The organism is Streptomyces sp. NPDC005799 (assembly GCF_040630525.1).
Taxonomy (GTDB): Bacteria; Actinomycetota; Actinomycetes; order Streptomycetales; family Streptomycetaceae; genus Streptomyces; species Streptomyces griseorubiginosus_B.
The window spans coordinates 73,891-94,410 of sequence record NZ_JBEXXQ010000030.1; the positions used below are offsets into that span (position 1 = coordinate 73,891).

General features: G+C 72.6%; 16 protein-coding genes and 1 riboswitch. Of the genes, 7 read left to right on the forward strand and 9 right to left on the reverse strand.

Annotated elements, in window-relative coordinates:
* Positions 1 to 23: 23 nt before the first annotated feature.
* On the forward strand, positions 24 to 752 hold the full coding sequence (locus tag ABZ453_RS27735) for a ZIP family metal transporter (protein ID WP_359018813.1): 729 nt from the start codon (positions 24 to 26) through the stop codon (positions 750 to 752).
* Positions 753 to 772: 20 nt separating this feature from the next.
* Here ABZ453_RS27735 and cobI read toward each other — a convergent pair whose 3' ends face one another.
* The 9 genes from cobI to ABZ453_RS27780 form a co-directional block, all read right to left on the reverse strand.
* Complete coding sequence (gene cobI, locus ABZ453_RS27740) at positions 773 to 1,525, reverse strand: precorrin-2 C(20)-methyltransferase (RefSeq protein WP_359018815.1); 753 nt, start codon at positions 1,523 to 1,525, stop codon at positions 773 to 775.
* Positions 1,522 to 3,024 carry a cobyrinate a,c-diamide synthase gene (locus ABZ453_RS27745; RefSeq protein ID WP_359018817.1) on the reverse strand — a complete coding sequence of 501 codons (1,503 nt, stop codon included), beginning with the start codon at positions 3,022 to 3,024 and terminating at the stop codon, positions 1,522 to 1,524. The genes cobI and ABZ453_RS27745 overlap by 4 nt, the downstream gene beginning before the upstream one ends.
* Positions 3,018 to 3,617, reverse strand: a complete 600-nt coding sequence (cobO, locus tag ABZ453_RS27750) for a cob(I)yrinic acid a,c-diamide adenosyltransferase (RefSeq protein WP_359018819.1) — start codon at positions 3,615 to 3,617, stop codon at positions 3,018 to 3,020. The genes ABZ453_RS27745 and cobO overlap by 7 nt, the downstream gene beginning before the upstream one ends.
* Positions 3,617 to 5,602: a putative cobaltochelatase gene (locus tag ABZ453_RS27755; protein WP_359018821.1), complete on the reverse strand. Its 1,986-nt coding sequence runs from the start codon at positions 5,600 to 5,602 to the stop codon at positions 3,617 to 3,619. Before ABZ453_RS27755 ends, cobO begins: the two co-directional genes overlap by 1 nt.
* The gene (cobN, locus tag ABZ453_RS27760) at positions 5,599 to 9,252 is read right to left on the reverse strand and encodes a cobaltochelatase subunit CobN (protein ID WP_359018823.1); all 3,654 of its coding nucleotides are present in this window, start codon (positions 9,250 to 9,252) and stop codon (positions 5,599 to 5,601) included. Before cobN ends, ABZ453_RS27755 begins: the two co-directional genes overlap by 4 nt.
* Complete coding sequence (locus ABZ453_RS27765; RefSeq protein WP_359018825.1) at positions 9,249 to 10,781, reverse strand: cobyric acid synthase; 1,533 nt, start codon at positions 10,779 to 10,781, stop codon at positions 9,249 to 9,251. The genes cobN and ABZ453_RS27765 overlap by 4 nt, the downstream gene beginning before the upstream one ends.
* Positions 10,778 to 11,719 (reverse strand): cobalamin biosynthesis protein, encoded by a 942-nt coding sequence (locus tag ABZ453_RS27770; protein WP_359018827.1) that lies wholly within the window; start codon positions 11,717 to 11,719, stop codon positions 10,778 to 10,780. Before ABZ453_RS27770 ends, ABZ453_RS27765 begins: the two co-directional genes overlap by 4 nt.
* Before the next feature lie 120 nt (positions 11,720 to 11,839).
* Positions 11,840 to 11,982: riboswitch (cobalamin riboswitch) on the reverse strand.
* Between the two features lie 126 nt (positions 11,983 to 12,108).
* The gene (locus ABZ453_RS27775; RefSeq protein WP_133048219.1) at positions 12,109 to 12,336 is read right to left on the reverse strand and encodes a hypothetical protein; all 228 of its coding nucleotides are present in this window, start codon (positions 12,334 to 12,336) and stop codon (positions 12,109 to 12,111) included.
* Positions 12,337 to 12,370: 34 nt separating this feature from the next.
* The gene (locus ABZ453_RS27780) at positions 12,371 to 13,609 is read right to left on the reverse strand and encodes an inorganic phosphate transporter (protein WP_359018830.1); all 1,239 of its coding nucleotides are present in this window, start codon (positions 13,607 to 13,609) and stop codon (positions 12,371 to 12,373) included.
* Positions 13,610 to 13,760: 151 nt separating this feature from the next.
* On the opposite strand from ABZ453_RS27780, the gene ABZ453_RS27785 reads away from it, so the two are divergent.
* The 6 genes from ABZ453_RS27785 to ABZ453_RS27810 all read left to right on the forward strand — a co-directional run bounded on the left by ABZ453_RS27785 (position 13,761) and on the right by ABZ453_RS27810 (position 20,507).
* Positions 13,761 to 14,456, forward strand: a complete 696-nt coding sequence (locus ABZ453_RS27785) for a class II aldolase/adducin family protein (protein ID WP_359018832.1) — start codon at positions 13,761 to 13,763, stop codon at positions 14,454 to 14,456.
* 112 nt (positions 14,457 to 14,568) lie between these two features.
* On the forward strand, positions 14,569 to 15,690 hold the full coding sequence (locus ABZ453_RS27790) for an alpha/beta hydrolase (protein WP_359018834.1): 1,122 nt from the start codon (positions 14,569 to 14,571) through the stop codon (positions 15,688 to 15,690).
* Between the two features lie 170 nt (positions 15,691 to 15,860).
* On the forward strand, positions 15,861 to 17,261 hold the full coding sequence (locus ABZ453_RS27795; protein WP_359018836.1) for a hypothetical protein: 1,401 nt from the start codon (positions 15,861 to 15,863) through the stop codon (positions 17,259 to 17,261).
* A 148-nt stretch (positions 17,262 to 17,409) separates the two neighbouring features.
* Positions 17,410 to 19,008: a ribosomal protection-like ABC-F family protein gene (gene abc-f, locus ABZ453_RS27800; protein ID WP_359018905.1), complete on the forward strand. Its 1,599-nt coding sequence runs from the start codon at positions 17,410 to 17,412 to the stop codon at positions 19,006 to 19,008.
* A 346-nt stretch (positions 19,009 to 19,354) separates the two neighbouring features.
* Complete coding sequence (locus ABZ453_RS27805; RefSeq protein WP_004002281.1) at positions 19,355 to 19,576, forward strand: helix-turn-helix domain-containing protein; 222 nt, start codon at positions 19,355 to 19,357, stop codon at positions 19,574 to 19,576.
* A 127-nt stretch (positions 19,577 to 19,703) separates the two neighbouring features.
* A complete protein-coding gene (locus ABZ453_RS27810; RefSeq protein WP_133048223.1) occupies positions 19,704 to 20,507 on the forward strand; it encodes an enoyl-CoA hydratase/isomerase family protein in 804 nt (267 codons plus the stop codon).
* Positions 20,508 to 20,520: the final 13 nt, after the last annotated feature.

Consider the following 20,520-nt stretch of genomic DNA (forward strand, 5'->3'; position numbering starts at 1 on the left):
CGTTGATCGGATAACAAGTCCCCATGGCGGTCTTCGTCGCGCTCGGCGCGTTCCTGATGACGTTGGCCGGCGGCTGGACGGCACAGCGGGTGACCGACCGTCGCCACCTGGTCCTCGGCCTCGCCGGCGGACTGATGCTGGGGGTGGTCGGCCTCGATCTGCTGCCGGAGGCGCTGGAGGCGGCCGGCGACGAGGTCTTCGGCGTGCCCACGGCCCTGCTGCTCTTCGTGGGCGGCTTCCTCCTCGCCCATCTCGTGGAGCGCACCCTCGCCGCCCGCCAGGCCTCGCACGGCGGTGAGGAGCACTCCCACCGGGCTCCCGAGGTGGGGCTGACGGCGGCCGCGGCGATGGTCGGTCACAGCGCGATGGACGGCGTGGCGATCGGCGCGGCCTTCCAGGTCGGCGGCGGCATGGGCGCGGCGGTCGCCCTGGCCGTGGTCGCCCACGACTTCGCGGACGGCTTCAACACGTACACGATCACCAGCCTGTACGGGAACGCCCGCCGCAAGGCCATGACCATGCTGTTCGCGGACGCGGCGGCCCCGGTGGTCGGCGCAGCCTCGACGACGTTCGTCACCATCCCCGAGGGCCTGCTCGGCGGCTATCTCGGTCTCTTCGGCGGCGTACTGCTCTATCTCGCGGCCGCCGAGATCCTCCCCGAGGCCCACCACGAACACCCCGCGCGCTCGACCCTGCTGTGCACGGTCGCGGGCGTGCTGTTCATCTGGCTGGTGGTGGGCCTGGCCGCCTGAGCCGGGCGCTGCGGGGGCTGTCACAACTTGCCGCCCCGCCCGCCGCCGCGCCGCGCGGGCGCGATGAGCGTGGAGAGGTACGGCAGCGGGGCCCCGTCGAGCTCGGCGGCCGGCCGGATGGACTCGCTCTCCAGTCCGAGCGCCGACCCCCACACCGCGTCACCGAGCCGCCCGGTCTCCCGCAGGGCCTCGGCGACCTCGCCCGCCTGCCGCCCGAACTTGTAGGCCACGACCGTCCCGGGCCCGTTCAGCGCGTCCTTGAGCACGGCGGACCCGGCGGTGACGGGGACGAGGGTGAGCGGCTCGGTGCCCTCGGTCAGCACGGCCCCGGAGCGCGCCGCGAGGTCCTGCATGGCGGTGATGCCGGGCACGGTCTCGACGACGGTCCCCGGGACGAGCTCGGCGATGGTCTGCGCGAGATAGGTGAACGTCGAGTACACGTTCGGGTCGCCGATGGTGGCGAAGGCGACCACGGAGTGCGCGGTGAGCAGGGCGGCGACCCGCGCCCCGGCCGCGTCCCAGGCGTCCTCGCGCCGCTGCCGGTCACTGCGCTCGTTCAGCGCGAACACGACCCGGACGACCTTCTCCGCGGGCACGTAGTGCAACACGGTCGCCTCGGCACGGCCCGGCTCGCCGCCGTCCTTCCCGTCGGGTGCCGCCATCACGGGCACGACGACGACATCGGCGGCGCGCAGCGCGTTGACGCCCTTGACGGTGACGAGTTCCGGATCGCCGGGTCCCACTCCGACCCCGATCAGCCTGCTGTTGCTCATGACGTCCGGCACCTCTCCACGAACCGACGGGCGACACCGGGCTCGGACGCCCAGTGCGTGTGCAGATAACTCGCGTGCACACCTTGCTGTACGAAGCCTTCGACCCGCCGGTCGGAGCCGCGCACGCCCCACGCCGGAGCCGCCCCCGCCCCCGGCTCGACGACGGTCCGATGGAACTCGTGCCCCCGCATCCGCGTCCCGGCGGGCGCGAGCACGCTGTCGCCGACCGCGACGGCGTCCCGGTACCCGAGCGTCAGCCGCTCGGACATACGGGCGTCGGCGTCGATCACCCCGCACATCGGCCGCCCGTCCAGCTCACGGCACAGATACAGCAGCCCGGCACACTCGGCGGCGACGGGAGCACCGCTCTCGGCGAGCGTCGCGACGGCCTTGCGCAGGGGCTCGTTGGCGGACAGCTCCGCGGCGTACACCTCGGGAAACCCCCCGCCGATCACCAACCCGGCGGTCCCGTCGGGCAGTTGCTCGTCACGGAGCGGATCGAAGACCACGACCTCGGCCCCGGCGGCGGCGAGCAGCTCGGCATGCTCGGCGTAGGAGAAGGTGAAGGCGGCACCACCGGCGACGGCGACCACCGGCATGTCTCGACGCGGGTCGGCATCATCCAGCCCGTCCGGCGTTTGAGGACGAGGCCCGTTCCGGGCCGACCGGGGATCCAGGGGGTGGAGCCGCCTGGGCGGGGCCGAAGGGGCGGCAGCCCCTGGAGACGGGACGGGTAGGGGTGGCGGGGGCGAGGAAACCAAGGCCTCAGCCGCATCCCATGCCGCACAGGAGAGCTCACCCGCCCGGCGAGCCAGCCCCAGCAACCCCTCCAGATCACACCCGGCAGCCACCTGCGCCCCCATCGCGGCAACGGCTTCCACAGCCGCGGCGCGCCGCTCGGCAACAGGCACCAAACCCAGATGCCGGGACGGCGTGTCCACCTGCGGAGCCCGCCGCAGGACGCCCAGCACCGGCACCCCGGCCGCCTCCAGCGCCTCCCGCAGCAGCTGCTCGTGCCGGTCGGACGCCACCTTGTTCAGGATGACGCCCCCGACCCGCACCTGCGGATCCCACGAGGCGAAACCATGCACCAGGGCCGCCACCGACCGCGACTGCGAGGACGCGTCCACGACCAGCACCACCGGCGCCCGCAGCAGCTTGGCGACCTGGGCCGTGGACGCCAGCTCGCCCTCCCCGGCAGCCCCGTCGTACATCCCCATCACACCCTCGACGACGGCGAGTTCGCACCCTCGCGCGCCGTGCGCGAACAGCGGACCGATCAATTCCGGCCCGCACAGGTACGCGTCGAGGTTCCGCCCCACCCGCCCGGTGGCGAGCGCGTGGTACCCGGGGTCGATGTAGTCCGGTCCGACCTTGTGCGGGGACACGGCGAGCCCCCGCGCGGTGAACGCGGCCATCAGCCCCGTGGCGACGGTGGTCTTGCCGCTGCCGGAGGACGGCGCGGCGACGACCAGCCGTGGGACGGACGAGGTCACCACTCGATGCCCCTCTGCCCCTTCTGCCCGACGTCCATCGGATGCTTCACCTTGGACATGTCGGTCACCAGGTCCGCGAACGCGACGAGCTTCTCGGGCGCGTTGCGTCCGGTGATCACGACATGCTGGGTCCCGGGCCGGTTCCGCAGCACCTCCACGACCTCGTCGGTGTCCACCCAGCCCCAGTGCATCGGGTAGGCGAACTCGTCGAGCACGTACAGCCTGTAGGTCTCGGCGGCCAGGTCCCGCTTGACCTGCTCCCAGCCCTCCCGGGCCTTCTCCTCGTTGTCCAGCTGCTCGTCGCGCTGCACCCACGACCAGCCCTCGCCCATCTTGTGCCAGTCGACGCTCCCGCCCTCGCCGGAGGCGCCCAGCACCCGCAGCGCGTTCTCCTCGCCGACCTTCCACTTGGCGGACTTGACGAACTGGAACACCCCGATCGGCCACCCCTGGTTCCAGGCCCGCAGCGCGAGCCCGAACGCGGCGGTGGACTTGCCCTTCCCGATCCCGGTGTGCACGACCACCAGGGGACGGTTACGGCGCTGACGGGTCGTCAGTCCGTCGTCCGGTACGACGCTCGGCTGCCCCTGCGGCATTACGCGGCCCTCCTCTGTACGTCCTTCACCAGCCCGGCGATGGAGTCCGCCCGCAATTCGTCGAGCGTCACCGCCGTACCGCCCAGCTCACCGGCGAGCTGCCCCGCCAGCCCCAGCCGCACGGGCCCCGACTCGCAGTCGACGACCACCGAGGCGACCGACTCGGCCGCGAACAACCGGGCCGCACGCCCGGCGAGGGCCACGGGCTCGGGACCGCCGGTGGCCCGTCCGTCCGTCACCACGACCACCAGCGGCCGCCGCGCGGGATCCCGCAGCCGCTCCACCCGCAGCACGTCATGTGCCTTGAGCAGCCCCGCGGCGAGCGGCGTCCGCCCACCTGTCGGCAGCGACTCCAGCCGGGCCGCGGCCGCGTCGACGGACGACGTCGGCGGCAGCGCCACCTCGGCCGCCGCGCCCCGGAAGGTCACCAGCCCCACCTTGTCCCGGCGTTGATAGGCGTCCAGCAGCAGCGACAGGACGGCGCCCTTCACGGCGCTCATCCGCTGCCGCGCCGCCATCGACCCGGAGGCGTCGACCACGAACAGCACGAGGTTGCCCTCGCGCCCCTCCCGCGTGGCCTGCCGCAGATCGTCCCGCCGCACGACCAGCCCCGGCCCGGACCGTCCCCGCGCCCGCTGATGCGGCGCCGCCGCCTGCACCGTCGCCGCCAGATGCAGCTTGGTGAGCGTCCCCCGGGGCCGCCTGGCACCCGTCGTCCGCCCGTGCTCGGTCCGCGCCCGCGAACGCCGGCCCGCCGCCCCCTCACCGATCCCGGGCACGCTCAGCGCCTTGGTCCGGAAGGGCTCGGCGGCCCGTGCGGCGGACTGCTCGCCGGCGCCGGAGGCCTGCGGTTCGCCGTCCTCCCCGGCCTCGGGCCGCGCGCCGGTGTCCCCGCCGTCCCGCGGACCCTCGTCCGGCGTCGGCTGCCCGCCGCCCCCGCCGGGTCCGTCGCCGTCGGGTTCCGGGTCGTCGTCCTCGGCGTACTGCTCCAGCGTCTCGTCGAGCTTGTCCTCGTCGAGTCCGGGCGCGTCGAAGGGGTTGCGGCGGCGCCGGTGCGGCAGCGCGAGCAGGGCAGCCTGCCGTACGTCCTCGGCGAGCACGTCGGTCCGGCCGGCCCAGGCGGCCAGCGCCGTCGCGGTGCGGGCCATCACGATGTCGGCCCGCATGCCGTCCACCTCGAAGGCGGCACAGGTCGCCGCGATCTGCCGCAGCGCCCCGTCGCCCAGCCGCACCGACGGCAACAACTCCCGGGCGGCGACGATTCGTTGCCGTACGGCCGACTCCTCGTCCGCCCAACGGGCCGCGAAACCGGCCGGATCGTCGTCGTAGGCGAGCCTGCGCCGCACGACCTCCACCCGCTGGTCGGGCTCGCGCGAGGCGGCCACCTCCACCGTCAGGCCGAACCGGTCGAGCAACTGCGGCCGCAGCTCGCCCTCTTCGGGGTTCATGGTGCCGACGAGCAGGAAACGCGCCGCGTGGCGCACGGACACGCCCTCGCGTTCGACGTAGGAGGCGCCCATCGCTGCCGCGTCCAGCAGCAGGTCGACCAGGTGGTCGTGGAGGAGATTGACCTCGTCGACGTACAGGATCCCGCGGTGGGCGTCGGCGAGCAGGCCCGGCTCGAAGGCCTTCACGCCCTCCGCCAGCGCCCGCTCGATGTCCAGGGCGCCCACCAGCCGGTCCTCCGAGGCACCCACCGGCAGCTCGACCATCCGCGCCGGGCGGGTCTCGAACGCCCCCGGCTCGTGCGGGCCGTCCGGACAGGCCGGGTCGGGGGAGTCGGGGTCGCAGGAGAAACGGCAGCCCGCGACCACGTTCAGCTGCGGCATGAGCGCCGAAAGGGCCCGGACCGCCGTGGACTTGGCGGTGCCCTTCTCGCCGCGCACCAGCACCCCGCCGACCGCCGGGGAGACGGCGTTCAGCAGCAGTGCGAGGCGCAGGTCGTCCTGGCCGACGACCGCCGTAAAGGGGAAGGGGGTGGTCACTGGTCGCCCTCCAGGTCGCCTTCGAGTTCCAGGTACGTGGCGCGCAGCCGCTCCAGCGTCTCCGCGTCCGGCTCGGCCCACAGCCCGCGTTCGGCGGCTTCGAGGAGCCGCTCGGTGATGCCGCGCAGCGCCCACGGGTTGGACTTCTTCATGAACTCCCGGTTCTCCGGGGCGAAGACGTACTCGGCGCTGAGCTTCTCGTACATCCAGTCGTCGACGACGCCGGCCGTGGCGTCGTAGCCGAAGAGGTAGTCCACGGTCGCCGCCATCTCGAAGGCGCCCTTGTAGCCGTGGCGCCGCATGGCCGCCATCCAGCGGGGGTTGACCACACGGGCGCGGAAGACGCGGTGGGTCTCCTCGCCGAGCGTGCGGGTCTTGACCTGGTCCGGGGTGGCGGAGTCGCCGACGTACGCCTCCGGGGAGGCGCCGGTGAGGTGGCGGACCATCGCGACCATGCCGCCGTGGTACTGGAAGTAGTCGTCGGCGTCGACGAGGTCGTGCTCGCGGGTGTCGACGTTCTTGGCGGCCACGGCGATCCGCCTGAACGCCGTCTCCATGTCCCCGCGCGCGGCCCGCCCGTCGAGTCCGCGCCCGTAGGCGTAACCGCCCCACACCGCGTACACCTCGGCGAGGTCGGCGTCCGAGCGCCAGTTGCGGGCGTCGATCAGGGGCAGCAGCCCGGCACCGTACGCGCCCGGCTTGGAACCGAAGATGCGGGCGGTGGCCCGGCGCCGGTCACCGTGCTCGGCGGTGTCGGCGTCGGCGTGGGCCTTCACGAAGTTCCCGTCGGCGGGCTCGTCCAGCTCGGCCACCTGCCGGACCGCGTCGTCGATCAGCCCGACCACATGCGGGAACGCGTCCCGGAAAAAGCCGGAGATGCGGACGGTGACGTCGATGCGGGGCCGGCCCAGCTCCGCCAGGGGGATCACCTCGAACCCCGTCACCCGGCGCGAGGCGTCGTCCCACACCGGCCGGCAGCCCAGCAACGCCAGGATCTCCGCGATGTCGTCACCCTGGGTCCGCATGGCCGAGGTGCCCCACACCGTCAGGCCCACCGACTTCGGGTACTCCCCGGTGTCCTGCAGATAGCGCTGCACGAGGGAGTCCGCGAGCGACTGGCCGACCTCCCAACTCAGCCTGGACGGAATCGCCTTGGGGTCGACCGAGTAGAAGTTGCGGCCGGTCGGCAGGACGTTGACCAGACCGCGGGTGGGGGAGCCGGACGGGCCGGCGGGGACGTAACCGCCGTCCAGAGCCTTGAGGATGTGCCCGATCTCGTCGGTGGTCCTCGCGAGCCGCGGCACCACCTCGGTGCAGGCGAACTCCAACACCGCCACCGCGTCCGGGAGTTCGGTGCCGAGGACGTCACGGACGAGTGCGGGGACGGCGCCCGCGTCCCAGCCCCGCGCCTCCATGCCCTCCGCGACCCGCCGGCACAGCTGCTCCAGCAGGTCCACGGCGTCGGCGGCCGTGCGGGAGGGTCCCTCGACCAGATCCGTCAGCTCCACCGGCACCTTCACCGGCGCCCCGGGCTCGGCCAGCAACTCCTTCTCCACCAGCCCGAAATGAGCCGCCAGCGCGGCCCGCAGTCCCGGCAGCGCGTCGGCCTGTCCGCCCCACACCTGGGAGGCGCGCAGCACGGCGAGCACGAGGTTCACGCGCGGCTCACCGACCGGACCGCCGCCCAGGATGTGCAGACCGTCCCTGATCTGCACATCCTTGATCTCGCACAGATAGCCGTCGATGTGCATGACGAACTCGTCGAACGCCTCGTCGTCGGGCTGCTCGTCGACGTGCAGGTCGTGGTGCAGCTCGGCCGCCTTCACCAGCGTCCAGATCTGCGCGCGCACCGCCGGTGCCTTGGTCGGGTCCAGGTCGGAGACGAGCGCGTACTCGTCGAGCAGCTGCTCCAGCTTGGCCAGGTCGCCGTAGGTGTCGGCGCGGGCCATCGGCGGCACCAGGTGGTCGACGACCGTGGCGTGGCCGCGCCGCTTGGCCTGGGTGCCCTCGCCGGGGTCGTTGACGATGAACGGGTAGACCAGCGGGAGTTCACCGAGTACGGCGTCCGGGGCGCAACCGCCGCTGAGCCCGAGTCCCTTGCCCGGCAGCCACTCCATCGTGCCGTGCTTGCCCATGTGCACGATCGCGTCGGCGCCGAAGCTGTTTTCCAGCCACCTATAGGCGGCCATGTAGTGGTGCGACGGTGGCATGTCGGGGTCGTGGTAGATCGCGATCGGGTTCTCCCCGAAGCCGCGCGGGGGCTGGATCATCACGACGACGTTCCCGAACCGCAGGGACGCGAGCACGATGTCGTCCCCGTCGACGTACAGCGAGCCCGGCGGCTCGCCCCACGCCTCGAGCATCCCGTCGCGCAGCTCCGGATCGAGCTTGTCGAACCAGGCCCGGTAGTCGGCGAGCGGCACGCGCGCGGGCGCGGCGGCCAGCTGCTCCTCGGTCAGCCACTCCACGTCGTGACCGCCGGCCTCGATGAGCCGGTGGATCAACTCGTCGCCGTTGTCGGGGTATTCGGTGAGCGCGTACCCGGCGTCCCGCAGCGCGTCCAGCACCCGCACGGCCGACGCGGGCGTGTCGAGCCCCACCGCGTTGCCGACACGCGAGTGCTTCGTCGGGTAGGCGGTGAACACGAGCGCCAGCTTCTTCTCGGCGTTCGGCTTGTGCTTGAGCCGCGCGTGCCGCACCGCGATCCCGGCCACCCGCGCGGCCCGCTCGGGGTCGGCGACGTACACCGGGACGTCGTCGGGGCCCTGCTCCTTGAAGGAGAACGGCACGGTGATCAGACGGCCGTCGAACTCCGGGATCGCGACCTGCATGGCCGCGTCCATGGGGGAGAGCGCGGCGTCCGAGGCGTCCCACGCCTCCCGCGACGAGGTGAGGCAGAGCCCCTGCAGCACGGGCACGTTGAGGTCCGCGAGGGCCCCGATGTCCCACGCCTCCTCGTCGCCGCCCGCCGAGGCCTGCGAGGCGTGCGTGCCGCCGGCCGCCAGCACGGTGGCGACCAGTGAGTCGGCCCCGGCGAGGATCTCGTACAGCCCCGCGTCCGCGCCGCGCAGTGAACCGCAGTACACGGGAAGGGCGTTGGCGCCCCGCGCCTCGATCGCCTGGCACAGGGTGTCCACGAAGGCGGTGTTGCCGCTCAGTTCATGGGCCCGGTAGAAGAGCACGCCCACGGTGGGCCGGCCGTCGACCCTGTCGTACGAGCCGTGGACGCCGTACTCCGGCATCTTGCGCGGCTCGACGAACCCCTCGCCGGTCAGCAGCACGGTGTCCGAGAGGAACCGGGCGAGTTCGGTGAGGTTGTCGGGCCCGCCCTCGACGAGGTACTTCAGCGCCTCGGCCACCACACCCGCCGGCACGGACGACTCCGCCATCAACTCCGCGTCCGGCACGGCCTCCCCGCCGAGCAGCACGGTCGGAACGCCGGACGCCTTCAGGGCGGCCAGCCCGTCCTCCCACGCCCGTTTCCCGCCGAGCAGCCGTACGACGGCGATGTCGGCGCCGTCGAGGAGAGCGGGCAGCTCCTCGGTGACGTCGACGCGCGTCGGGTTGCCGATCCGGTAGTCGGCACCGGAGGCGGCCCGGGCCGCCAGCAGATCCGTGTCGGCCGTCGACAACAACAACACTGTGCTCATACGGGCGCTCCCGGTGGAATGAAAGGCAGTCCTTGCGGCGCGCCCGACTCGATGAGCCGCCACAGCGCGTCCGTGTCCGCGTGCTGTTCGATCAGGTCGCCGAGCCGGTCGAGCTGCTCCTCGCGCAGCGCGGCGAACGACGTGTCCTCGGCCGGCACGAAACGGCGGCCCGCGGCGGCCGCCACCTCGCGCAGAAAGGCCCGCCGGAAACCGTCCGACTCCAGCGAACCGTGCCAGTGGGTGCCCCAGGTCTGGCCGACCCGGCAGCCGTCCAGGCTGTGTCCTTTGTCATCGGAGATGAACCCATTCCCGCCGGTCACTTCGGCCACGCCGTGGTGGATCTCGTACCCCTCGACCCGCTCGCCGAGGGCCTCTCCCACGGGCCGGGTGAGCGTCTTCTCCCGCGCGAACCGGACGCGTACGGGCAGCACGCCGAGCCCGTCCACCCTGCCGGCCCGCGACTCGATCTCGTCCTCGATGCGCTCACCCAGGATCTGGAAGCCGCCGCAGACGCCCAGGACGGGCCGCTGCTCGGCGACCCTGCGCCGCAGCTCGTCCGCGAGGCCGCGCTCCCGCAGCCACTCCAGGGCCCGGACCGTGCCCCGCGTCCCCGGGATCACGACGAGATCGGCGTCGGCCAGCTCCTCCGGCCGGTCCACGAACCGCACCACGACCCCGGGTTCGGCGGCCAGGGCGTCCACGTCGGTGAAGTTCGACATGAGCGGGATCGCGCAGACGGCGACCCGCAGCACGTCCTCACCCACGGGAGGGGCGACGTTCGACTCCCGTACGGTTCCGCGCAGGGAGACCCGCAGCCCGTCCTCCTCGTCGATGCCCAGCCCGTGCCGGAAGGGCAGAACACCGTAGGTGCGCCGCCCGGTGAGCCCGTGCAGCATGTCGAGGCCCGGTTCGAGCAGCGAGACGTCACCCCGGAACTTGTTCACCAGGAACCCGGCGACGAGCCGCTGGTCCTCCTCCGACAGCAGCGCCACCGTCCCGAAGAACGAGGCGAACACGCCCCCGCGGTCGATGTCACCGACCACGAGGACGGGAAGCCCGGCGTTGCGGGCGATCCCCATGTTCACGATGTCGGTCCGGCGCAGATTGATCTCCGCGGGACTGCCGGCCCCCTCACAGATCACCGCGTCATACGTGCCCCGCAACTCGGCGAGACACTCCAGCACGGTCCCGAGGAGCTTCTGCTGCCGCCCACCGTGGTACCCCCGCGCGCTCAGCTCGCCCACCGGTTTGCCCATGAGCACGACCTGGCTGCTCTGCTCGCCCCCCGGCTTCAGCAGCACGGGGTTCATCCGCGCCGTCGGCTCGATCCGGCACGCCTGCGCCTGCATGGCCTGCGCCCGCCCGATCTCGGCGCCCTCGCGGGTCACGAAGGAGTTGAGCGACATGTTCTGCGCCTTGAAGGGAGCCACCTTGACCCCTTGGCGCACCAGCCACCGGCAGATCCCGGCGGTGACGACACTCTTGCCGGCGTCGGACGTGGTGCCGGCGACGAGGAGACCCCCGCTCATGACGTACGTCCCTTCACCAACAGGCGCGCGGCGGCACTGACGCCGAGCGCGAGCAGACCGACGCGCCGGGAGAGCCGTACGGCCCGCTCGATGTCCGGTACGGCGACGGCGCGGCCCGGTGCGTTGAGCACGGGCCGGTGCTCGACCCGCCCGCCGTAGGAGAGGGTCCCGCCCAGGCGCACGCCGAGCGCTCCCGCGAACGAGGCCTCCACAGGACCGGCGTTGGGGCTCGGATGCTTCCCCGCGTCCGCACGCCAGACCCGTGCCGCTCCGCGCGGGTCGCTCCCCGCGACCGTCGCCAGTGCCGCGGTCAGCCGGGCCCCCGGCCAGCCGGCCACGTCGTCCAGCCGCGCGGAGGCCCACCCGTAGCGCCGGTACCGCGCCGACCTGTGACCGACCATGGCGTCCAGCGTGTTGACGGCCCGGAACCCGAGCAGCCCCGGCACCCCGCCGACGGCCCCCCACACCAACGCCCCGACCACGGCGTCCGAGGTGTTCTCGGCGACCGACTCCACCACGGCCCGGGCGATCCCGTCCGCGTCCAGCGCCTGCGGATCCCGCCCGCACAGATGCGGCAGCCGCTCCCGGGCACCCTGGACGTCACCCGCCCGCAGGGCCCGCCCGACGACCCGCGCCTCACGCGCGAGCGAGCGGCCGCCGACAACCGCCCAGGTGGCGGCGGCGGTCAGGGCCACGGAAGCGGTACGGGACGGACGTACGACCGTCTCCGCCACGGCGCCCAGCGCCACGGCACCCCCGACGCACACGGCGGTGTGCAGGGTCCCCCACCCGCGGTGGTCCCGCCACAGCACCCGCTCCACGGCACCCGCGGCCCGTCCGAAAGCGGCGACCGGGTGCCCCCGGCGCGGATCGCCGAGCAGCTGGTCGCCGAGGAGGCCGGCGGCGGCGCCGTACGCGAAGACGCGACCGGCACGCATCGGCTCAGCCGGCCGTGGGGCCGGGCAGCGACCCGGGGCCCTTCGGAAGGATCCCGGTCCAGTACCTCAAACGGCAGGCGAGCATGGCTGTATGTCCTCACTCAGGGTGTCCGCGCCCTGGTTCGACGAGACCGGCGGTGGGAGTTCCTGGCTCCCGGGGCTACCTACCCCGGTGACAGTGGCGGGACCGCGCCGGACTCGCACCGGCTTCCTCCCTTGCCGCCGTACATGGCTCCGGCAGTCCACCACGCACCCGAACGGCAGTCAACTTGCCGTTGACCTGCGACGGGAGAGTGTGCTGAGGCCCACACGCGAGGGGTCGCCGTGGTCACGGAAAACGCGAGGTGCCGGGACGGATCACCGTCCCGGCACCAACTGCGGGAAAGGGCTCAGCCCTTGGCCATGATCAGGTTGATTCCGTACGCCACCGCCGCCGCGCAGCCCGCGAAGGCCACGTACGCTCCGGCCGTCGCGAGGGCCGCCGAGCCGCCCTGCGCGGTGGCCCGCTCGCGGTGCGACAGGCCCATGACGCCGAGGGTGAACAGGGCCACGAGGCCCACGGTGACCGCGAGGCTGACACCGAAGACGGAGCCCAGGGCCGACCAGTCGATCTTCATGCTGCTGATTCCTTCGTTACCGGGTGGCCGGGGCTCAGACGGCGGCCGGCGGGGCCGCCGGTTCCGTGGTGGTGACCGGCGCGGCGATCGTGGCCGTCAGACCCTCCGTCACCGCGCCCGGGGGAGGAGGGGTGACGGCGGCGATCGCCGTGGTGACGACACCGGCCGGCTCCTCGGTCTCGTTGACGTTCGACGCGTCGACGACCTCGCGGCGCGAAACCTTCCAGATCGCGGCGCTCGCGGCGACGAGGAAGACGGCGACGACGGCGGTGCCCCAGTCCCCGAGGTCCGTCACGGACTCCGCGCCCGCGCCGACCAGGGCGGCGGCCGGCAGCGTCAGGACCCAGGCGACCAGCATCCGGGTCGCGGTGGACCAGCGCACCACCCCGCCCTTGCGGCCGAGGCCCGCGCCCATCACCGAACCGGAGACGACGTGCGTGGTGGAGAGGGAGAAACCGAGGTGCGAGGAGGCCAGGATGGCCGTGGCCGCGCTGGTCTGGGCGGCGAAACCCTGCCGCGGCTGAAGCTCGGTCAGGCCCTTGCCCATCGTGCGGATGATGCGCCAGCCGCCGATGTACGTGCCGAGGGCGATGGCCAGACCCGCGGAGAGGATGACCCAGGTGGGCGGGTCGGAGTCGGGGGCGACGGCGCCGCCGGCGACCAGGGCGAGGGTGATGATGCCCATCGTCTTCTGCGCGTCGTTGGTGCCGTGGGCCAGCGAGACCAGGCCGGCCGAGGCGATCTGCCCGGCGCGGTAGCCCTTCTCGGTTGCCTTGCCGTCGGCCTTGCGGTCGAGGGCGTAGGAGAAGCGGGTCGCGAGCATCGCGGCGAGCCCGGCGACGACCGGGGCGGCGAGCGCCGGCAGCAGCACCTTGGTGACGAGCACGTCGCCGTGGACCGCGCCGAAGCCGGCCGAGGCGACGGTGGCGCCGATCAGACCGCCCATCAGGGCGTGCGAGGAACTGGACGGCAGGCCCACCAGCCAGGTCACCAGGTTCCAGAGGATCGCGCCGACCAGGGCGGCGAAGATGACCTCGGGGCGGATGCCGTTCTCATCGACGAGACCCTTGGAGATCGTGTTCGCGACCTCCACGGAGAGGAAGGCGCCAACAAGGTTGAGCGCGGCGGACATGGCCACCGCGACCTTGGGCTTGAGTGCGCCGGTCGAGATGGTGGTGGCCATCGCGTTGGCGGTGTCGTGGAAACCGTTCGTGAAATCGAACGCGAGTGCGGTGATCACCACAATCGCGAGGATCAGCGAGAAGTTTTCCATTTACCCAGGCAATCGTTCGAAGTCATCGGTCGGTTGACCGTAGGAAACCTGGGTGAACGGAAGATGAACTGAGGAGGGCGTCAGGATGTCGCGGTGGGTGGTACCGGGCGAACTCGGTTCCCGGCCGACCTGCGCCTGGGATGATCGCGGCATGGGCGAACAGCAGCGGGACGGGCAAAAGGTACGCGGAGAGCGGGGCGCGCTCCCCGAGGAGGCGCGGGCCTGGGAAGAGCTCGTGGCGACGGCCCGCCGCACCGTCACCGACGGCCTGGTCGTCGGCACCTCGGGCAACGTCTCGGCGCGCGTCGGCGACACCGTGCTGGTCACGCCCTCGGGCGTCCCCTACGACCGCCTCGCACCGGACGACATCACCGGCGTCGACCTCGACGGCCGACAGGTCCTCGGCACCCTGGTCCCGACCAGCGAGCTGCCGATGCATCTCGCCGTATACCGTTCGACCGGCGCGCGGGCGGTCGTCCACACCCACGCCGTCCACGCGACGGCGGTCTCCACCCTCGTCCCCGAGCTCCCGACGATCCACTACATGACCGCGGCCCTGGGCGGCCCGGTCCGAGTCGCCCGGTACGCGACCTACGGCACCGACGAGTTGGCGCAGAACATGCTCCGCGCCCTCGCCGACCGCACCGCCTGCCTCCTGCAGAACCACGGCACGATGGCCCACGGCACGAGTCTGTCCCAGGCCTACGACCGCACGGCCCAGCTGGAGTGGATGTGCCGCCTGTGGCTCACCGCCTCCTCGGTGCCGGGCATGTCCCCGAACCTGCTCTCCCTCGCCCAGGTGGAGGAGGTCGGCGAAAAGCTGCGCGGGTACGGGCAGCAGAGGTGACGTCACGGGGTACCGGGGTGGGGTGAGCGCACCACACCGCCGCCGACGGGCGGCATCACCCCGCTTCCTCCTTCCGCTGGCCGGTCACCGGGACCGCCAGGACACTGGACAGGTGCGCACTGTCAAAGCGACGGCCGCCGCCGTCACCGTAGCCCTGGCCGCCGGCGCGGCCTCCGTGGCCGCAGGCCGGTTCGCCAGCGACGCCGCGCTCAAGGCGCCGCCCGGCCGCCCCCTGCCCACCGAACCCCGGCTCACCGTGCACGCCACGGCGGCCGGCCAGATCGCCCTCACCCGCGACCTCGCCGCGCTGCGCCCCGGCACCTACGGCCTGGCCGGCGACGGCAGCCACGCGGTCGTCGGTCCCGTCCTCACCCACGCGACGCACTCCGCCGACACCGTCGTACGCCGCCTCGAACGCGTCACGCACGGCACCCTCGAACCCGGCGACAAGGTGTGGCTCACCTCCAACCTGTACGTCGGCAACCCCCGCGACTCCCTCGGCCTCGACCACACCGACGTCCACATCCCCGGCGAACTCGGCACCCTGCCCGCCTGGTTCGTGCCCGGCGCGCGCAGGACCTGGGTCATCGCCGTGCATGGCCTCGGCACCACCCGCGAACTCACCATGAACGTCATGGAGTTCCTGCACCGCCAGCGTTTCCCGGTGCTCGCCCTCGCCTACCGCGGCGACCCCGGCGCCCCTCGCTCCCCGGACGGCCTGAACCACCTCGGTGAGACCGAGTGGCGCGACCTGGACGCGGCCATCCGGCACGCCGTCGGCAACGGCGCCCAACGGGTCGTACTGCTCGGCTGGTCCACCGGCGCCACCATGGCGATGCGCGCCACCGCCCACTCGGGACTGCGCGACCGCGTCTCCGGGCTGATCCTGGACTCGCCGGTGCTCAGCTGGGCGACCACCCTGCGCGCCCTCGCCGCCGCCCGCCGCACCCCGGGCGCGCTGCTGCCGCTCGCGGTGCGCGCCGCGCAGGGCCGCACCGGCATGGAGGGCGACCGCTCCGCCGCGGCCGCCGCCGAACCGAGCGTGCCGACCCTCGTCATCCACGGCCCGGACGACACCCTGGCCCCCTGGCAGTTCTCCCGCAGCCTCGCCGAGGGCCGACCGAACCTGGTCGCCCTGCACACCGTCCGCCGGGCCCCGCACGCGGCGATGTGGAACGCCGACCCGGAAGGCTACGAAGAGGCGCTGCGTCGCTTCCTCACCCCGCTGATGTGACCCGTCGTGAGGAATCGGCGCTGAACGGTCGACCCGATTCCGTTTAAGCCCGTACCACTGGCCTGTTCCAGGCCCTTCACCGCCCCATGGGCCCCGTCCCTTGGCCACGCCCGTCGCCCCCGGTGACGTTCCGTTTGGGTTTTCGGACCGTCAACCGGAAGACTGCACCCGTGACGTCCCGTATCCCGCGCGACTCCAGGCTTCGACTCGTCCGCCCGCGACCCCTGGCCGCCGCCCCCACAGCCGTGAACCAGCGGCGCCCACGGCGCCCGGCGCCGCGCCCGCCGGAGGGCACACCGGCGCCCGCGGAGCTGGCCAGAATGGCGCGCTCAGGTCTTGCCGACGCGGCCCGTGTCGCCCACTGGGCCGACGCCGCCCTCGGCCCCGGCAGCGAGGGCGCGCGGGCCGACGGCAAGGCCACCCTCTCCGACGCGACCGCCGAACGGGCGGCCCGGGACCTCGGCCTGACCGTCGCTCAGATCCACGCCGACTGGGACACCGCGCGGCTCGCGGGCCTCGTCGAGGTGCACGGCGACAGCGCCCGCCCCGGCTGGCGGCTGCGCGCCTGGGACCGGGACGACAGCGCCGTACTGCGCGGCTGGGTCGCCCTGTTCGACGCCTGGTCGCTGGCCCACGCGGAACCCTCGGAGCACGAGCCCGCCGCCGTCGCCGAGGTCGTCTCGGCGATGCCGCAGGTGCTCTCCTTCCTCCAGCTGTCCGCCGGGCCCGTCCCGGTGGAGCAGCTGCTGGACCTGCTGGAGCAGCGGGTCGTCGAACTGCGCACGGAGCGCTGCGAGATTCCCTACGGTCCGCAGTCCGAGCCCGTCGAGCAGCCCCAGACGCCCGACGCCCCGCTCGCCCCCCTCCTTGACTGGGCCCTGCACGCCCTCGCCTCCGTCGGCGCCCTCACCTGCGGCGACGGACACGCGACGCTCACCCCGCTCGGCAACTGGGCGGTGTGGGTGAAGCTGGAGCAGATCTGCGTCGCCGCGCAGAGCCCGGCCGGGAACATCGAGGCCGTCGCCGAGGAGATGCTGCGCGGCTGCGCCCAGCTGCGCCCGAACGCCGCCCGCGCCGAGTACCGCGCCTGGCTCGCCGCCCGCCCCGTCGGCAGCGCGGTCACCGAGCTCATCGCCGCCGCGCGCGGCGACGACGCCCTGCTGCGCGGTCTCGCCTTCGAGGCGCTGCGCGTGGTCGGCGCCCCCGCCGAGCCCGACGTCCGCGCCGTCGCCGACGAGCCCACCCTGCGCCCGTACGCCCTGCTGTGGCTGGCCGAGCACGACGGCGTCGATCCCGAGGACGCGCACGAGGTGCTCACCCGCGAGGAGGCCACCTGGTTGTGGGTCGACACCGCGGCCGCCGTCGCCGACCACGGCGAGGCCCCCATGCTGGTACGGCACCTGGAGTCCGCCGTGCAGCCCACGGTGCCGATGCTGCTCGACGAGGTCCGCGCCGTCGGCCACCCGCGCACCGTCCAGGTCCTGGTCGCCCTCGCCGCCGCCCACCCCGACCCGGCCCTCGCCAAGGCCGTGCGCCGCGCCGCCTTCCAGGTGCACACCGGAGGGAACTGACAAGTGCCGTAACGAACACCCGGACGTAGAAAATGCGCTTGCACGGCCCCGTTAGACTTGGCCCATGGCCATTCTCCTCGCGCATTAGACGGCGGGAACGTCCTCAGCCGCCCATCCGTCAACCCCCTGTCCGCCCTGGAGCATGTCCGTGATCTCCGCCACCGGTATCGAGCTGCGCGCCGGCGCCCGAGTCCTCATCGAGTCCGCCACCTTCCGAGTCGCCAAGGGCGACCGCATCGGCCTGGTCGGACGCAACGGCGCCGGCAAGACCACCCTCACCAAGTGCCTCGCCGGTGAGGGCATCCCCGCCGCCGGCCAGATCACCCGCTCCGGCGAGGTCGGCTACCTCCCGCAGGACCCCCGCACCGGCGACCTCGACGTCCTCGCCCGCGACCGCATCCTCTCCGCCCGCGGCCTGGACGTCCTGCTGCGCAAGATGCGCGAGAACGAGCAGCGCATCGCCAACGGCCAGGGCGCCACGCGCGAGAAGGCCCTCAGGCAGTACGAGCGCCAGGAGACGGAGTTCCTGACGAAGGGCGGATACGCCGCCGAGGCCGAGGCCGCCACCATCGCCGCCGCGCTCAACCTGCCCGACCGGGTCCTCGGCCAGCCGCTGCACACGCTCTCCGGCGGTCAGCGCCGCCGTATCGAGCTGGCGCGCATCCTGTTCTCCGACGCGGACACCCTGCTGCTCGACGAGCCGACCAACCACCTCGACGCCGACTCGATCATCTGGCTGCGGGACTACCTGAAGACCTACCGCGGCGGCTTCATCGTCATCTCCCACGACGTCGACCTGGTCGAGACGGTCGTCAACAAGGTGTTCTACCTGGACGCCAACCGCGCCCAGATCGACGTCTACAACATGGGCTGGAAGCTCTACCAGCAGCAGCGCGAGGCCGACGAGAAGCGGCGCAAGCGCGAGCGCGCCAACGCCGAGAAGAAGGCCGCCGCGCTGCACTCCCAGGCCGACAAGATGCGGGCCAAGGCGACCAAGACCGTCGCCGCGCAGAACATGGCCCGCCGCGCGGACAAGCTCCTCGCCGGCCTGGAGGCGGTGCGGCAGTCGGACAAGGTCGCCAAGCTGCGCTTCCCCGAGCCCGCGCCCTGTGGCAAGACCCCGCTGATGGCCGAGGGTCTGTCGAAGTCCTACGGCTCGCTGGAGATCTTCACCGACGTCGACCTGGCCATCGACAAGGGCTCCAGGGTCGTCATCCTCGGCCTCAACGGCGCCGGCAAGACCACCCTGCTCCGGCTCCTCGCGGGCGTCGAGCACCCCGACACGGGCGGTGTCGTCCCCGGGCACGGCCTCAAGCTCGGCTACTACGCCCAGGAGCACGAGACCCTCGACGCCGACCGCACGGTCCTGGAGAACATGCGCTCGGCCGCCCCCGACATGGACCTCGTCGAGGTCCGCAAGGTGCTGGGCTCGTTCCTGTTCTCCGGCGACGACGTCGACAAGCCGGCCGGTGTCCTCTCCGGCGGCGAGAAGACCCGCCTGGCCCTGGCGACGCTGGTGGTCTCCTCAGCCAACGTGCTGCTCCTGGACGAGCCCACCAACAACCTCGACCCCGCCAGCCGCGAGGAGATCCTGGGCGCCCTGCGCACCTACAAGGGCGCGGTCGTCCTGGTCACCCACGACGAGGGCGCCGTGGAGGCGCTCCAGCCGGAGCGCATCATCCTGCTGCCCGACGGGGTCGAGGATCTGTGGGGATCCGACTACGCGGACCTCGTCGCGCTCGCTTGATCGAATACGTGATCACCGGGTGATCAACGCCGTATGGATCATTCGGCCCATCGGTGATCCACCATCTGTGTGAGATCTCCTCGTACCGAGGTGTGTCCTACATCAATTTTCCCGGCCGAGCCCCCTGTCCCGAAGGGCTCGGCCGCGTCACGTCCTGACCTGGCACTTCGTGGATCAACCCGTTCGGCCGAACGAACACGACAACGCGGAATGTCGCATTCCGCATGTGGGGACGCGCTCCTGTCGTCAAAAGCCTGTCTCACGGACCTTGCCGAATGGGTGGCCATGACGGCCCGGAGGGGTGATCATGAGGAGACCAGAGCGCACTTCCCATGAGGAGGCACGGGTGGCCGAGACTCTGAAGAAGGGCAGCCGGGTGACCGGCGCCGCGCGCGACAAGCTCGCGGCAGACCTGAAGAAGAAGTACGACTCCGGTGCGAGCATTCGGGCACTGGCCGAGGAAACCGGCCGCTCGTATGGCTTCGTGCACCGGATGCTCAGCGAGTCGGGCGTCACGCTCCGTGGGCGTGGCGGTGCGACACGGGGCAAGAAGGCCGCCTCGTCCTGACCCGGGCGGCCCATCGGCTTCGATGGTGGCCACCCGGTCGGTCGGATGACTGGCCGGGTGGTTACTGTGCAGTCACTTAGCTTGTAGTCCCTACTGCTCTGCTGACCGCACTCATCGGAGGCACCCCATGGCCACGTCCGCCCAGGACCTCGGTCCCGTACTCGACAAGGACGGCGTACGGCTCACCGTCGACGACGCGATCGCCACGGTGACGCTCACCAACCCGGCCAAGCGCAATGCGCAGAGCCCCGCCCTGTGGCGAGCGCTCGCCGAGGCCGGGCGGGTGCTGCCGGGGTCGGTCCGGGTCGTGGTGCTGCGTGCCGAGGGGCAGTCCTTCTCCGCCGGCCTCGACCGGCAGATGTTCACGCCCGAGGGCATCGAGGGCGAGCCGACGTTCATCGACCTCGCGCGCAGCAGCGACGGTGAACTCGACGCGAGCATCGCCGGGTTCCAGGACGGCTTCACCTGGTGGCGGCGCGGCGACCTCGTGTCCATCGCCGCCGTACAGGGACATGCCATCGGAGCGGGTTTCCAGCTCGCCCTCGCCTGTGACCTGCGCGTCGTCGCGGACGACGTGCAGTTCGCCATGCGCGAGACCAGCCTGGGCCTGGTCCCCGACCTGACCGGCACGCACCCGCTCGTCGCCCTCGTCGGCTACGGCCGCGCGCTGGAGATCTGCCTCACCGGCCGCTTCGTCCAGGCCGAGGAGGCGGTCAGTACCGGCCTCGCCAACCTCGCCGTCCCCGCCGACCAGCTCGACGCGGCCGTCTCCGACCTGGCATCGGCGATCCTCGCGGCCCCCCGGGACGCGGTGATCGAGACCAAGACCCTGCTCCGCGGCGCCCACGACCGTACCTACGACGACCAGCGCGCAGCGGAACGAGCCGCCCAGGCCCGCCGCCTGCGAGACCTGGCCGGCCTCGGCGAGTGACCCACGGCCCGAA

What these genes read in the sequence shown, in the direction of transcription:
- ABZ453_RS27765 (WP_359018825.1), bottom strand. Translation starts at nt 10,781, where the DNA reads ATGAGCGGGGGTCTCCTCGTCGCCGGCACCACGTCCGACGCCGGCAAG.
- ABZ453_RS27775 (WP_133048219.1), bottom strand. Translation starts at nt 12,336, where the DNA reads ATGAAGATCGACTGGTCGGCCCTGGGCTCCGTCTTCGGTGTCAGCCTC.
- ABZ453_RS27770 (WP_359018827.1), bottom strand. Translation starts at nt 11,719, where the DNA reads ATGCGTGCCGGTCGCGTCTTCGCGTACGGCGCCGCCGCCGGCCTCCTC.
- cobO (WP_359018819.1), bottom strand. Translation starts at nt 3,617, where the DNA reads ATGCCGCAGGGGCAGCCGAGCGTCGTACCGGACGACGGACTGACGACC.
- ABZ453_RS27810 (WP_133048223.1), top strand. Translation starts at nt 19,704, where the DNA reads ATGGCCACGTCCGCCCAGGACCTCGGTCCCGTACTCGACAAGGACGGC.
- cobI (WP_359018815.1), bottom strand. Translation starts at nt 1,525, where the DNA reads ATGAGCAACAGCAGGCTGATCGGGGTCGGAGTGGGACCCGGCGATCCG.
- cobN (WP_359018823.1), bottom strand. Translation starts at nt 9,252, where the DNA reads ATGAGCACAGTGTTGTTGTTGTCGACGGCCGACACGGATCTGCTGGCG.
- ABZ453_RS27735 (WP_359018813.1), top strand. Translation starts at nt 24, where the DNA reads ATGGCGGTCTTCGTCGCGCTCGGCGCGTTCCTGATGACGTTGGCCGGC.
- ABZ453_RS27780 (WP_359018830.1), bottom strand. Translation starts at nt 13,609, where the DNA reads ATGGAAAACTTCTCGCTGATCCTCGCGATTGTGGTGATCACCGCACTC.
- ABZ453_RS27785 (WP_359018832.1), top strand. Translation starts at nt 13,761, where the DNA reads ATGGGCGAACAGCAGCGGGACGGGCAAAAGGTACGCGGAGAGCGGGGC.